Here is a 14220-nt window from a genome sequence, read left to right on the forward strand (position 1 = left end):
GCCGCAGCGTAGCCCGCTAGTCCGCGAGGAAGGAGAGCACGTGCTCCGTGAGCTCGGCGGTGGCGGCCGGGTCGAACGCCGGCAGGCTGCTGTCGAGGAACAGGTGCTGGTCGCCCGGGTAGAGGAACAGCTCGGCACCCTCGACGGACGCCACCAGCGACCGCGCGGCGTCCAGGTCGCCCTCGTCGACGAAGATCGGGTCGGCGTCCTTGCCGTGCACCTGCACGGGCACGCCATCCGGCCAGCCGCCGAACTCGGACGCGGGGAGGCAGGAGGCGACGAAGACCGCGCCCGCGGCGACCGGACGGGTCTGCGCGAGCTGCTGGGCCGCCATGACCCCGAGCGAGATGCCGATGTAGACGGTGCCGCCCGGCAGGTCGGCGGCGGCGTCGACGCCGCGCTGCATCACGGTCTCGAACCCGACCTCGCCCGCGTACGCGATGCCGGCGGAGAGGTCGTCGAACGTGCGCCCGTCGTAGACGTCCGGCGCGTGCACCGTGTGGCCGGCGGCGCGCAAGGCGTCGGCGAACGCGACGACGCCGGGAGTCAGACCCTGGGCGTGGTGCAGGAGCAGGACGGTAGCCATGCTCCGATCATCGCGCGCTGGTCCGACACGCGCTCAGATCGCGCAGGAGTCGTCGACGCACGCCTCGGCGGACGGGTCGGCCGTCGCCAGCGTGGCCAGGGGGTTCGCCGTCTTCCAGCCCTCCTCGAGCAGCTGCGTGAACACGCCGGCCGGCTGCGCGCCCGAGACGCCGATGCGGCGGTCGACCACGAAGAACGGCACACCGGTCACGCCGATCGCGCGGGCCTCGGCCTCGTCGCGACGGACGTCGTCCGCGTGGTCGGTGCCTGCCAGGACCGCACGCGCCTCGTCGGCGCCGACGCCGACCTCCGCCACGATCCGCACGAGGGTCTCGTCGTCGCCCAGGTCGGCGCCGTGCTCGAAGTGCGCGGAGTACAGGGCCTCCAGGACGCGGTCGGCGAGCCCGTGCCGCGCGGCCAGGTGCACCAGGCGGTGCCCGTCGAACGTGTTGACCGCGAGGGTCCGTGCGAAGTCGTAGGCGAGACCCTCACCGGCCGCCACCTCGGTGACCTGCGCGAACATCCGCTGCACCTGGGGGAGCGGGATGCCCTTCATCTCCGCGAGCGCGTCGATCTCGGGACGTCCCGGGCCCGCGGGTGTCTCCGGCGACAGCTCGAACGAGCGCCACGTCACCTCGACCTGGTCGCGGAACGGGAAGTCGGCCAGGGCCGTCTCGAAGCGCTTCTTGCCGATGTAGCACCACGGGCACGCGATGTCGGACCAGATCTCGACGGCGAGCGTGCGGGTCTGGTTCAGGGTGGTGGTCGTCACGGGAGGAGCAGGACCTTTCCGGTCGTGGAGCGCGACTCGAGCGCGCGGTGGGCGTCGGCCGCATCGGCCAACGAGAAGGTGGCGCCGACCCGCACGTCGAGCGTGCCGGCCACGACCCCGTCGAACAACTCCTGGGCGCGCCAGGTCAGCTCCTCGCGCGTCGCGACGAAGTCGCCGAGCGTGGGCCGGGTGAGGTACACCGAGCCGGCGTGGTTCAGCCGCTGCGGATCGACGGGCGGGACCGCACCGGACGACGCCCCGAACAGGACGAGGGTCCCGCGGCGACGCAGGGACGCGAGCGAGGCGTCGAAGGTGTCCTTGCCCACCGAGTCGTAGGCCGCGTGCACGCCACGACCGTCGGTGAGCGCCCGCACCTCGGCGGGCAGGTCACGGGTGAGGTCGGTGAGCTCGCGGTAGCGGATCACGTCGGCCGCACCCGCCTCGCGCGCGAGCCGCTCCTTGTCCGCGGTGCCGACGGTCGAGATCACCCGCGCGCCGCGCGCGGCCGCGAGCTGGGTGAGCAGGAGGCCGACGCCGCCGGCCCCGGCGTGCACGAGGAGGTCGTGCCCCTCGGCCACGGGGAACACGGAGGTGACCAGGTAGTGCGCCGTCATGCCCTGCAGCGGGAGCGCCGCGGCGACCTGCAGGTCGACGCCGACCGGGACGGGGAGCAGCTCGACGCGCGCACGCGGACCAGCTCCGCGTAGGAGCCGGGTGCCGACGACCACGCGACGTGGTCGCCGACCGCGAACTCGGTCACGTCGGACCCGACCTCGACGATCGTTCCCGCACCCTCCGAGCCCAGGACGTGCGGGTACGGCACGGCGTACATGCCGGAGCGGCGGTAGGTGTCGATGAAGTTGATGCCGGCGGCGGCCACCCGGACGACCACGTCGTCGGGCCCGGGCATCGGGTCGGGGAGGTCGACGGCTCGAGGACGTCGGGTCCGCCCGCTGCGGAAGCCTGGATTGCGCGCACGTTGTGCCAACGCGACGGCGACCCGCGATCTTCCCCGCGGAAGACTTTCGCATCTTCGTGCACGACGATGTATGTTCATGCACATGACGTTCACGGTCGCGGTCGCGGGTGCCAGCGGGTACGCGGGTGGCGAGATGCTGCGCGTCCTGCTGGCGCACCCCGAGGCTCGGATCGGCGCGCTGACGGCGCACTCCAACGCCGGGACGGCGCTCGGCGCGCACCAGCCTCACCTGCGCTCGCTGGCGGACCGGGTGCTGCAGCCGACCGACGTCGACGTCCTCGCGGGCCACGACGTCGTGGTCCTGGCCCTGCCGCACGGGTCGAGCGGCGCGGTGGCCGCCGAGCTCGCGGCCCGTGGAGACCGGGCCGTCGTCGTCGACCTCGGCGCCGACCACCGCCTGGTGGACCCGGCCGACTGGGAGGCGTACTACGGCAGCGCGCACGCCGGGACCTGGCCCTACGGCCTCCCCGAGCTGCTGCACGCGGGGGAGCGGACCGCGTCCGCGCAGCGGGCCGAGCTGGCGGGAGCCACCCGGATCGCCGTGCCGGGCTGCAACGTGACCGCCGTGTCGCTCGGACTGCAGCCGGGCATCGCGGCGGGCCTGATCGAGCCCCTCGATCTCGTCGCTGTGCTGGCCAACGGGTACTCGGGTGCGGGCAAGTCCCCCAAGACCCACCTGCTCGCCAGCGAGGGCCTCGGCGCGTCGCAGCCGTACGCCGTCGGCGGCACGCACCGGCACATCCCGGAGATCGGCCAGAACCTGCGCTCCGCCGGGGCCTCCGACGTGACCATCTCCTTCACGCCGACGCTGGTCCCGATGGCCCGCGGGATCCTGGCGACGGCGACCGCGCGTCTCGTCCCCGGCACCGACCCGTCGCTCGTGCGGGCCGCGTGGGAGCAGACGTACGCCGACGAGCCGTTCGTGCACCTGCTGCCCCCGGGCCAGTGGCCGAGCACGGCGTCCACGCTCGGCGCCAACACCGCGCTCGTGCAGGTCGCGGTCGACGAGCGCGCCGGCCGCGTGGTCACGGTCACGGCGATCGACAACCTGGTCAAGGGCACCGCCGGCGGCGCCCTGCAGTCGCTCAACCTCGCACTCGGGCTCGACGAGACCCTCGGTCTTCCACTGGATGGAGTTGCACCATGACGGTCGACACGACCGCCCACCCGTCGCCGGGCGTCACCGCCGCCGCGGGCTTCCAGGCCTCGGGCGTCGTCGCGGGCCTGAAGGCCTCCGGGCGACCGGACCTGGCCCTCGTCGTGAACGAGGGCCCGTCCCAGGTCGCTGCGGCCGTCTTCACGACGAACCGCGTCGTGGGCGCGCCGGTCGTGTGGTCGCGCCAGGCGGTCTCGGACGGCGTGGTCAGCGCGGTCGTGCTCAACTCGGGCGGCGCCAACGTGTGCACCGGGCCGGACGGCTTCCTCGACGTGCACCGCACGGCCGAGAAGGTGGGCAACGTCCTCGAGATCTCGCCGGGCGACGTCGTCGTGTGCTCCACGGGCCTGATCGGCGAGCCGCTGCCCATCGGCAAGCTCCTCGCGGGCGTCGACGACGCCGTCTCGCACCTGTCCCGGACCGGCGGCCTGGCCGCGGCGACCGCGATCATGACCACCGACACCGTGCCCAAGACGGCGCACCTCACGATCCAGGGCGACCGGGGCGAGTGGACCGTCGGCGGGATGGCCAAGGGTGCGGGCATGCTGGCGCCCGGCCTGGCGACGATGCTCTGCGTGATCACCACCGACGCGGTCGTCGACGCCGAGACCGCCGACGCCGCCCTGCGGGCCGCGACGAACCAGACGTTCGACCGCATCGACTCGGACGGCTGCATGTCGACGTCGGACACCGTGACCCTCCTGGTCTCGGGCGCGAGCCGCGCGGTACCGGACCCGGCCGGTTTCACGGCCGCCCTGACCCAGGTCTGCGCCGAGCTGGCCCGGGCGCTGGTCGCGGACGCCGAGGGGGCGTCGCACGACATCGCGGTGACCGTGATGGGGGCCTCGACGGAGGCCGCCGGTCTCGCCGTCGCGCGGGCCGTCACGCGGTCCAACCTGTTCAAGGCGGCGATGTTCGGCAACGACCCGAACTGGGGCCGGGTGCTCGCGCAGGTGGGGACCGTGCCGGAGAGCGTCGCGCCGTTCGACCCCGACCAGCTCGACGTCACGATCAACGGCGTCATGGTCTGCAAGAACGGCGGCGCCTACCGCCCGCGGACCGAGGTCGACCTCGCCGCGAACCGCGAGGTGCACGTGCTGATCGACCTGCACGCCGGACCCGAGGTCGTCACGGTGTGGACGAACGACCTCACGCACGACTACGTCCACGAGAACAGCGCGTACGCGACATGACGGACTTCATCTTCAACACGCGCACCGACCTTCGGCCCGAGCAGAAGGCAGAGGTGCTCATCGAGGCGCTGCCGTGGCTGCAGAAGTTCGCGGGTGCGCTCGTCGTCGTGAAGTACGGCGGCAACGCCATGATCGACGAGGACCTCAAGCGCGCGTTCGCGCAGGACATGGTGTTCCTGCGGCAGGTCGGTCTGCGCCCGGTCGTCGTGCACGGCGGGGGCCCGCAGATCAACTCCATGCTGGACCGGCTGGGGATCGAGTCGGAGTTCCGCGCCGGCCTGCGGGTCACCACGCCCGAGGCCATGGACGTCGTGCGGATGGTGCTCACGGGGCAGGTCTCGCGCGAGCTCGTCGGCCTGCTCAACGCTCACGGCCCGCACGCGGTCGGCCTGTCCGGCGAGGACGGCGGCCTCTTCCAGGCGCGCCGACGTTCGGTGGTCGTGGATGGCGAACCGGTCGACGTCGGCCTCGTCGGCGACGTCGTGCAGGTCAACCCGGGCGCGGTGCTCGACCTCCTCGACGCCGGTCGCATCCCCGTGGTGTCCACGGTCGCGCCCGATCTCGACGACCCCACCCAGGTGCTCAACGTCAACGCGGACACCGCCGCAGCGGCGCTCGCGGTCGCGCTCGGCGCGCGCAAGCTCATCGTGCTGACGGACGTCGAGGGCCTCTACACCAACTGGCCGGACAAGGGGTCGCTGGTGCGTCGCCTGCGCGCAGCCGAGCTCGCCACCATCCTGCCGACGCTCGACGCGGGCATGCGGCCGAAGATGGAGGCCTGCTGGCGGGCGGTCGAGGGCGGCGTCGGCCGGGCGCACGTGATCGACGGCCGCGAGCCGCACTCGATCCTGGTCGAGATCTTCACCTCCGACGGCATCGGCACCATGGTCCTTCCCGACGAAGAGCCGGCGGACGCACCGTTCACCGCACCGATCCCGGTGGTGACGAGATGACCGACCTCCAGCGCGCCCGCCACCGGGCCGACGTCACGCCGGACGCGAACCTGCCCGTGCCCGCGGTCGACGGTTCCGTCGCCGACTGGACCGACCGGTACACGCACGCAGTCATGGACACGTTCGGAGCCCCGCAGCGTGTGCTGGTGCGCGGCGAGGGTCCGTACGTCTGGGACGCCGACGGCACCCGCTACCTCGACCTGCTCGGCGGCATCGCGGTCAACTCGCTCGGCCACGCCCACCCGACGCTCACGGCCGCGATCAGCGCCCAGCTGGGCACGCTCGGGCACGTCTCCAACTTCTTCGGCAGCCCCACGCAGATCGCGTTCGCGGAGCGGCTGATCGCGCTCACGGGCGCCCCCGAGGGGTCGCACGTCTTCCTGACCAACTCCGGCACCGAGGCCAACGAGGCCGCGTTCAAGCTGGCCCGGCGCACCGGTCGGCCGCGCGTCCTGGCCCTCGAAGGTTCCTTCCACGGCCGGTCGATGGGGGCGCTCGCACTCACGCACAAGGCGTCGTACCGCGAGCCGTTCGAGCCGCTGCCCGGCGGCGTCGAGTTCGTCCCGTTCGGCGACACCGACGCCCTCGAGGCGGCCTTCGCCGAGGACGGCGACCAGGTCGCCGCCCTGTTCGTCGAGCCGATCCAGGGTGAGGCCGGCGTCCTGCCGCTGCCGCCCGGCTACCTCGCCCACGCCCGCAGGCTGACCGCCGAGCACGGGGCGCTGCTGATCCTCGACGAGGTCCAGACCGGCATGGGCCGGACCGGCGCCTGGCTCGCGTACCACCACCCGCACCTCGGCGGCGGGGTCGTGCCCGACGCGGTCACGGTGGCCAAGGGCCTCGGTGGCGGCTTCCCCGTCGGTGCCCTCGTCGCCTACGGCCCGGACACGTCGGCGCTGCTCGGTCGGGGGCAGCACGGCTCGACGTTCGGCGGCAACCCGGTCGCCTCGGCAGCCGGGCTCGCGACCATCGGCGTCATCGAGCGTGACGGCCTTCTGGCGCACGTCAGCGGCCTGGGGGAGCGGCTGCGCACGCGGCTGTCGGAGACCGGCAACCCGCTCGTCGTCGGTGTGCGCGGTGAGGGGCTGCTCATCGGCATCGAGCTGGCCGGCCCGGTGTCGGCGCAGGTCGCCGCCCAGGCGCTCGCCGCGGGCTTCATCGTGAACGCGGTCAACCCGTCGACCATCCGGCTCGCGCCGCCGTTCATCCTCACGGACGAGCAGGCCGGGCAGTTCGTCGACTTCCTGGCCCAGGTGGAGGTGTCGTCGTGACCCGGTCCTTCCTGCGGGACGACGACCTCTCGCCCGCCGAGCAGCGGACGGTCCTCGAGCTCGCCCTCGCCTTCCGCGACGACCACTTCGTTCGCACGCCCCTGACCGGACCGCGGCCCGTGGCCGTCATCTTCGACAAGCCGACGCTGCGCACGCAGGTGTCGTTCACCGCGGGCATCGCGGAATCCTCGGTGGCTTCCCGCTGAGCGTCGACGGGAACCTCGCCAAGATCGGCCAGCGCGAGTCGATCGCGGACACCGCCCGGGTGCTCGGCCGGCAGGTCGCGGCGATCGTCTGGCGCACCCACGCGCAGGACCGGCTCGACCAGATGGCCGCGCAGTCGGGCGTGCCGGTGGTCAACGCGCTCACGGACGAGTTCCACCCGTGCCAGATCCTCGCCGACCTCATGACGATCGCCCAGCACCGCGGCGGGGTCGACGCGCTGCCCGGGCAGACCCTCGCCTACGTCGGCGACGGCGCGAACAACATGGCCCACTCCTACCTGCTCGGCGGTGCCACGGCCGGTCTGCACGTCCGCGTCGGGACGCCGCACGGGTTCCTTCCCGACCCCGACGTGCTCGCCGACGCGGAGGCCATCGCTGCGACGACGGGCGGGTCTGTCGTCGTCACGCACGACGCCGCGCTCGCCGTGGCGGGCGCGGACGTGGTCGCCACCGACACCTGGGTGTCGATGGGCCAGGAGGCCCACGCCGCCGAGCGCGAGACCCCGTTCGTGCCCTTCCGGGTCGACGCGGCACTCCTGGCGCTCGCCGCGCCCGACGCGATCGTCCTGCACTGCCTGCCCGCCTACCGCGGCAAGGAGATCACCGCCGAGGTGCTCGACGGACCGCAGGCAGTCGTCTGGGACGAGGCGGAGAACCGGCTGCACGCCCAGAAGGCGCTGCTCACCTGGCTGCTGGAGCAGCCGTGAGCGTCACCTCGTCGGTCCCGCACACCAAGGCCGGGCGCCACGCTCTGGTCACGTCGCTGCTGTCCCGCGGGCTCGTGCACTCCCAGCAGCAGCTGGCCGAGCTGCTCGCGGCCGAGGGGGTCTCCGTCACGCAGGCGACCCTGAGCCGCGACCTGGTCGAGCTGCGCGCGGTGAAGATCCGGACGCCGTCGGGGGCGCTGGCCTATGCGGTGCCGGTCGAGGGTGGGGGTCGCACGACGCCGTCGACCGGTCCCGACTGGGCCCCCGCGCGGGAAGAGATGCTCGCGTCCCGCCTCGCCCGGCTGTGCGCCGAGCTGCTGGTCACCGCCGAGGCGTCCGGAAACCTCGTCGTCCTGCGCACGCCGCCGGGCGGGGCACAGTTCCTCGCGTCCGCCATCGACCACTCGATCCTGCCCGCTGTCCTGGGCACCATCGCCGGCGACGACACGGTGCTGGTCATCGCCCGCGAGGGCGAGACCGGTTCGGCGCTCGCTGCGCGCTTCCTCGCCCTGGCCACCGATGCTCGACCGGACGCCGCTCCCCGCGTGCGACCGGCAGACTGAACCTCGAACACACCGACCCAGAAGAGAGACCTTTCATGACTCAGCGCGTCGTCCTCGCCTACTCCGGCGGCCTGGACACCTCCGTCGGAATCGGCTGGATCGCCGAGGCGACCGGTGCCGAGGTCATCGCCGTCGCGGTCGACGTCGGCCAGGGCGGCGAGGACCTCAACGTCATCCGCCAGCGCGCGCTCGACTGCGGCGCGGTCGAGGCGTACGTCGCCGACGCCCGAGACGAGTTCGCCAGCGAGTACTGCATGCCCGCGCTCAAGGCGAACGCGCTCTACCTGGACCGCTACCCGCTGGTCTCGGCCCTGTCCCGCCCGGTGATCGTCAAGCACCTCGTGCGGGCCGCCAAGCAGTTCGGTGCGACCACCGTGGCGCACGGCTGCACCGGCAAGGGCAACGACCAGGTCCGTTTCGAGGTCGGCATCACCTCGCTGGCCCCCGACCTGACGTGCCTCGCGCCCGTCCGCGACCTGGCGCTGACCCGCGACAAGGCCATCGAGTTCGCCACCCGCAACGCGCTGCCCATCGAGACCACCAAGCACAACCCGTTCTCGATCGACCAGAACGTGTGGGGCCGCGCGGTCGAGACCGGCTTCCTCGAGGACATCTGGAACGGCCCGACCAAGGACGTCTACACCTACACCGACGACCCGACGTTCCCGCCGGTCGCCGACGAGGTCATCGTCACGTTCGAGGCCGGCGTTCCCGTCGCGCTCGACGGCATCCCGGTGACCCCTCTGCAGGCGATCCAGGAGATGAACCGCCGCGCCGGCGCCCACGGCGTCGGCCGGATCGACATCGTCGAGGACCGCCTGGTCGGCATCAAGTCGCGCGAGGTCTACGAGGCGCCGGGCGCGATGGCGCTCATCGCCGCGCACCAGGAGCTCGAGAACGTCACCGTCGAGCGCGAGCAGGCCCGGTTCAAGCGCACCGTCGCCCAGCGCTGGACCGCGTCTACGACGGCCAGTGGTTCTCGCCGCTGAAGAAGTCGCTCGACGTCTTCGTCGACGACACCCAGCGGTACGTCTCCGGCGACGTGCGCATCGTCCTGCACGGCGGCCGCGCCACCGTCACCGGCCGTCGTTCGGACGCGAGCCTGTACGACTTCAACCTCGCCACCTACGACACGGGCGACACCTTCGACCAGGCCGCGGCGAAGGGCTTCATCGAGATCTACGGCCTCAGGCTCCAAGCTCGCCGCCGCGCGCGACGTCCGGTTCGGCAACGGCGTCGACCTCGGCTCGCAGGGCGGGATCAGTGGCTGACCAGCCGCTCGCCCTCTGGGGCGGCCGCTTCGCCTCCGGGCCGGCGGCCGCCCTGGCGGAGCTGTCCCGGTCGACGCACTTCGACTGGCGGCTGGCCGACGTCGACATCTCGGGTTCGGTCGCGCACGCGCACGTCCTGCACGCGGCGGGTCTGCTCTCCGACGACGAGGTCGCGACGATGGTCGACGCTCTCGAGGTGCTGCGGGCCGACGTGGCCAGCGGCGCCTTCGGTCCGGGTCCCGACGACGAGGACGTGCACACGGCGTTGGAGCGCGGGCTCATCGAGCGCGCCGGCGCGGACGTCGGCGGCAAGCTGCGGGCGGGCCGCTCGCGCAACGACCAGATCGCCACGCTGGTACGGATGTACCTGCGGCGCGAGGCGCGTTCGCTCGCGGGACTCGTCCTGGACCTGGTCGACGCTCTGACCGAGCAGGCCGCCGCCGCGGGGGACGCCCCGATGCCGGGCCGCACCCACCTGCAGCACGCTCAGCCCGTCCTGCTCGCGCACCACCTGCTCGCGCACGCGTGGCCGCTGATGCGCGACGTCGACCGCTGGATCTCCTGGGACGCGCGGGCGGCGCGGTCGCCCTACGGGTCCGGAGCGCTCGCGGGATCGTCGCTCGGTCTCGACCCGGCGGCCGTCGCGCGCGAGCTCGGCTTCGACGGTCCGGTCGAGAACTCGATCGACGGCACGGCGTCGCGCGACGTCGTCGCGGAGTTCGCGTTCGTGGCCGCCATGCTGGCGGTGGACGTCTCGCGGCTCGCCGAGGAGGTCATCCTCTGGTCGACCAAGGAGTTCGGGTTCGTGCGTCTGCATGACGCCTACTCCACGGGCTCGAGCATCATGCCGCAGAAGAAGAACCCCGACATCGCCGAGCTCGCGCGCGGCAAGGCGGGCCGCCTGATCGGCGACCTGACCGGGCTGCTCACCACCCTCAAGGGCCTCCCGCTCGCCTACAACCGTGACCTGCAGGAGGACAAGGAGCCCGTCTTCGACCAGGTCGACCAGCTCACCATCCTCCTGCCGGCGTTCGCGGGGATGATCGCCACGCTCACGTTCGACACCGCGCGGATGGCGTCGCTCGCACCGCAGGGGTTCTCGCTGGCGACGGACATCGCCGAGTGGCTCGTGCGCCAGGGCGTTCCGTTCCGCGTGGCCCACGAGGTCGCGGGCGCGTGCGTCCGCGAGTGCGAGGCGCACGAACCGCCGATCGAGCTGTGGGACCTGACCGACGACGAGCTCGCGGCCATCTCGCCGCACCTGACCCCGGGCGTCCGCGACGTCCTCACGGTCGAGGGGTCGCTGGCGTCCCGCTCCGCGGTCGGGGGCACGGCGCCTACCGCCGTGGCGGCGCAGCTCGTCGACGCGCGCGGCCGGGCGCAGGACCTGCGGGCGTGGACGACCTCCTGACCGCGCCCGCCCAGATCGTCGCGACGGCGCTGGCCAGGGCCCCGCGGCTCGGACCGGTCCGCGTGGTCTGCGTCGACGGTCCCGCGGGGTCCGGCAAGACCACGGCGGCGGCCGCCATCGTTGCCGCCGCGGGCCCGACGTCGTCCGTGGTGCACCTCGACGACCTGTACGAGGGCTGGTCCGGGCTGGAGGGCTCGCTGTGGCCGCGCCTCGCGGCGCAGGTCCTCGAACCGCTGCGCCGCGGTCGTCCCGGTCGGTTCCAGCGGTACGACTGGCCGTCCGGGGCGTTCGCGGACTGGATCGACGTCCCCGTGCCGTCCCTGCTCGTGCTCGAGGGCTGCGGCTCGGCGCGGCGGGCGGCCGAGCCGGTCGCTGTCGTGCAGGTGTGGGTCCAGGCCGACGACGAGCTGCGCCTCGAGCGGGGGCTCGCGCGGGACGGGTCGGCCGCCCGGGCGCACTGGCTGACCTGGATGGCCGACGAGGCTGCGCACTTCGCCCGGGAGGGCACGCGCGAGCGTGCGGATCTGCGGCTGGACGCGTTCGGCGCGGTGATACCCGACCACGGGAGCCAGGTCACGTACGGCAGGATGGACGCGTGAGCGCGACGCCCGACCACCGACCCGAGCCGCCGGACGCCTCCGACCCGCGCGCGTTCCTCGTCGTCCCGGCGCGCGTCTGGTACTCCCGCGAGGTGCACGCGGTCGCCCGCGACCTGCTCGGTGCCTACCTGACCTCCCGTTCGCCCGACGGTGACGTCACGCTGCGGATCACCGAGGTCGAGGCCTACGCCGGTGCCGACGACCCGGGCTCGCACGCCTACCGCGGCCGCACGTCCCGCAACGCGGTGATGTTCGCGGAGCCGGGCCGGCTGTACGTCTACCGCCACCTGGGCCTCCACCACTGCCTGAACATCGTCACCGAGCCCACGGGCAGCCCGTCGGCCGTCCTGCTGCGCGCCGGCGAGATCGTCGAGGGCGTCGACCTGGCATGGCGGCGCCGCGAGGCCGTGGGGGTGGTCGACTCCGAGCGCCAGCTGGCCCGCGGACCCGCCCGGCTGGCGGTCGCCCTCGGCCTCGACCTGCGTGCGAACGGCGCCGACGTGACCGAGTCCGGGGGCGACATCGTGCTGCACCGCCAGCAGGCGGTCACCCTGCCGACGCACAAGTCGGGACCGCGCGTCGGCGTCTCCGGCTCGGGTGGCGAGGGGAACCGGTTCCCGTGGCGCTACTGGCTCACCGACGAACGCACGGTCTCCGCCTACCGGCCGGCGTATCGGTCGCCGACGTCGACAGACGCTCCCTGACGAGCGACGACGTCGGCCCGCGCGTGCTGCCCGCCCTGACTTTCTACGGAGACCTCATGAACCACGTGCTCGACGGCTCGAGTGGCGCGGGCTGATCGCCCAGACCACCGACCTCGACGCCCTTCGCTCCGCACTCTCCGCGGGACCGGTGCCGCTCTACTGCGGCTTCGACCCGACGGCGCCGAGCCTGCACATCGGCAACCTCGTGCAGATCCTCACCGTCCGCCGCCTGCAGGACGCCGGCCACGTGCCGTTCGCCCTCGTCGGCGGCGCCACGGGCCTGATCGGCGACCCGAAGATGGCGGGGGAGCGCACGCTCAACTCGCCGGACCTCGTCGCGGGCTGGGTGGAGCGGATCCGCCGGCAGATCGAGCCGCTGCTGCGGTTCGACGGGCCGAACGCCGCGACGATGGTCAACAACCTCGACTGGACCGCCCCGCTGTCCGCCATCGACTTCCTGCGCGACGTCGGCAAGCACTACCGCCTGGGCACGATGCTCGCCAAGGACACGGTGGCCCGGCGCCTGAACAGCGAGCAGGGCATCAGCTTCACCGAGTTCAGCTACCAGATCCTGCAGGGGATGGACTTCCTGGAGCTGTTCCGTCGCCACGGGATCACGCTGCAGACCGGCGGCAGCGACCAGTGGGGCAACCTCCTGTCGGGCGTCGAGCTGATCCGCAAGGCGGAGGGCGTCGCCGCGCACGCGCTGACCACCCCGCTGATCACCAAGGCCGACGGGACCAAGTTCGGCAAGACCGAGACCGGCACGGTATGGCTCGACGCGGAGATGACCTCGCCGTACGCCTTCTTCCAGTTCTGGCTCAACGCCGACGACGCCGACGTGGTCGGCTACCTGAAGGTCTTCACCTTCCTGTCCCGCGACGAGATCGACGCGTTGGCGGCTGCGGTGGCGTTGGCACCGGCCGCGCGTGAGGCGCAGCGCACGCTCGCGTACGAGGTCACCTCGCTCGTGCACGGTTCGGCCGCCGCCGACCAGGTCGTCGCCGCGAGTCAGGCGCTCTTCGGTCGCGGCTCGTTGGCGGACCTGTCGCTGGACGTGCTGGCGGCCGCGGTCGCGGAGCTGCCGTCGGCGCCCGGGAAGGCCGGCGACCAGATCGCGGACCTGCTGGCGGCCACCGGCGTCGTGGCCAGCAAGGGGGCCGCCCGACGGGCGATCGCCGAGGGGGGTGCGTCGGTGAACAACGCCCGTGTGGCCACCGAGGACGCGGTCCTGGCCGACGCGGACCTGCTCCACGGGCGGTTCGCCGTGCTGCGCCGTGGCAAGCGCACGCTCGCGGTGGTCGACGCCCAGGCGTGACGGTTCGCGACGAACGGGCCCGCGAGCACGTCTCGCGGGCCCGATCGCGTACCTGACCTGCTCAGACGTGTCGCCAGGCGACCTGGTGACCGGCGTCACCGCGGCGCGATTTGCCACCCGCCGCAACACGCGCGTAATGTTCTCGATGTCGCCCGAGAGGGAGGAACGGACACCGCGGATCGAACCACGGTGGCTGGTCCCCAAGGGTGGCCACCCCTCGAACGAACTTCACGGTGCTTCGTGCGCCTTGAAGTCGTATGAGGGACGGGCTTCCGGCCTCGCACTCCCCGCCCGAGAGGGTGGCGGAACGCGGCCGAAAAGCCAGGTAAGATTCAGAACGACAAAGCCTCTCGGACGGGTCGAAAGATCCCGAGGAGATGCGCGTCTGTTCCTTGAGAACTCAACAGTGTGCCAAATAGTCGATGCCATATGGCTTGCTATCGATGATGTCTGCGTCCTTTGGGTGTGGGTGTTTGAGGTGGTGGGTCTTGGTTGAGATGGGTGTCTTTCTTTC

General features: G+C 72.7%; 11 protein-coding genes and 3 pseudogenes. 11 read left to right on the forward strand and 3 right to left on the reverse strand.

Annotated elements, in window-relative coordinates; translation table 11 throughout:
• Nucleotides 1–16: 16 nt before the first annotated feature.
• The 3 genes and pseudogenes from AC38ZX_RS08615 to AC38ZX_RS08625 form a co-directional block, all read right to left on the reverse strand.
• Nucleotides 17–586, reverse strand: coding sequence for a dienelactone hydrolase family protein (locus AC38ZX_RS08615; RefSeq protein ID WP_426595395.1), 570 nt, complete (start codon nucleotides 584–586; stop codon nucleotides 17–19).
• A 33-nt stretch (nucleotides 587–619) separates the two neighbouring features.
• Entirely contained in the window at nucleotides 620–1357 is a 738-nt protein-coding gene (locus AC38ZX_RS08620; RefSeq protein WP_491296982.1) for a DsbA family oxidoreductase, read from the reverse strand.
• Nucleotides 1354–2335 (reverse strand): annotated as a pseudogene (locus AC38ZX_RS08625) (quinone oxidoreductase family protein). The gene AC38ZX_RS08620 and the pseudogene AC38ZX_RS08625 overlap by 4 nt, the downstream one beginning before the upstream one ends.
• 83 nt (nucleotides 2336–2418) lie before the next feature.
• On the opposite strand from AC38ZX_RS08625, the gene argC reads away from it, so the two are divergent.
• From argC to tyrS, 11 genes and pseudogenes are all read left to right on the forward strand, one after another.
• On the forward strand, nucleotides 2419–3483 hold the full coding sequence (argC, locus tag AC38ZX_RS08630; protein WP_491296983.1) for an N-acetyl-gamma-glutamyl-phosphate reductase: 1065 nt from the start codon (nucleotides 2419–2421) through the stop codon (nucleotides 3481–3483).
• The gene (argJ, locus tag AC38ZX_RS08635) at nucleotides 3480–4685 is read left to right on the forward strand and encodes a bifunctional glutamate N-acetyltransferase/amino-acid acetyltransferase ArgJ (RefSeq protein WP_491296985.1); all 1206 of its coding nucleotides are present in this window, start codon (nucleotides 3480–3482) and stop codon (nucleotides 4683–4685) included. The genes argC and argJ overlap by 4 nt, the downstream gene beginning before the upstream one ends.
• Complete coding sequence (gene argB, locus AC38ZX_RS08640; RefSeq protein WP_426595400.1) at nucleotides 4682–5638, forward strand: acetylglutamate kinase; 957 nt, start codon at nucleotides 4682–4684, stop codon at nucleotides 5636–5638. The genes argJ and argB overlap by 4 nt, the downstream gene beginning before the upstream one ends.
• On the forward strand, nucleotides 5635–6909 hold the full coding sequence (locus AC38ZX_RS08645; RefSeq protein WP_426595401.1) for an acetylornithine transaminase: 1275 nt from the start codon (nucleotides 5635–5637) through the stop codon (nucleotides 6907–6909). The genes argB and AC38ZX_RS08645 overlap by 4 nt, the downstream gene beginning before the upstream one ends.
• Nucleotides 6906–7840, forward strand: a pseudogene (argF, locus tag AC38ZX_RS08650) (ornithine carbamoyltransferase). The gene AC38ZX_RS08645 and the pseudogene argF overlap by 4 nt, the downstream one beginning before the upstream one ends.
• A complete protein-coding gene (locus AC38ZX_RS08655) occupies nucleotides 7837–8403 on the forward strand; it encodes an arginine repressor (RefSeq protein WP_491296986.1) in 567 nt (188 codons plus the stop codon). The pseudogene argF and the gene AC38ZX_RS08655 overlap by 4 nt, the downstream one beginning before the upstream one ends.
• A gap of 35 nt (nucleotides 8404–8438) precedes the next feature.
• Nucleotides 8439–9674 (forward strand): annotated as a pseudogene (locus AC38ZX_RS08660) (argininosuccinate synthase).
• Complete coding sequence (argH, locus tag AC38ZX_RS08665) at nucleotides 9667–11085, forward strand: argininosuccinate lyase (protein ID WP_426595405.1); 1419 nt, start codon at nucleotides 9667–9669, stop codon at nucleotides 11083–11085. Before AC38ZX_RS08660 ends, argH begins: the two are co-directional and overlap by 8 nt.
• A complete protein-coding gene (locus AC38ZX_RS08670) occupies nucleotides 11070–11684 on the forward strand; it encodes a nucleoside/nucleotide kinase family protein (protein WP_491296987.1) in 615 nt (204 codons plus the stop codon). Before argH ends, AC38ZX_RS08670 begins: the two co-directional genes overlap by 16 nt.
• Entirely contained in the window at nucleotides 11681–12388 is a 708-nt protein-coding gene (locus AC38ZX_RS08675; RefSeq protein WP_426595407.1) for a DNA-3-methyladenine glycosylase, read from the forward strand. The genes AC38ZX_RS08670 and AC38ZX_RS08675 overlap by 4 nt, the downstream gene beginning before the upstream one ends.
• A gap of 94 nt (nucleotides 12389–12482) precedes the next feature.
• A complete protein-coding gene (gene tyrS / locus AC38ZX_RS08680; protein WP_491297342.1) occupies nucleotides 12483–13706 on the forward strand; it encodes a tyrosine--tRNA ligase in 1224 nt (407 codons plus the stop codon).
• Nucleotides 13707–14220 lie beyond the last annotated feature (514 nt).

The organism is Cellulomonas sp. McL0606 (genome assembly GCF_058248365.1).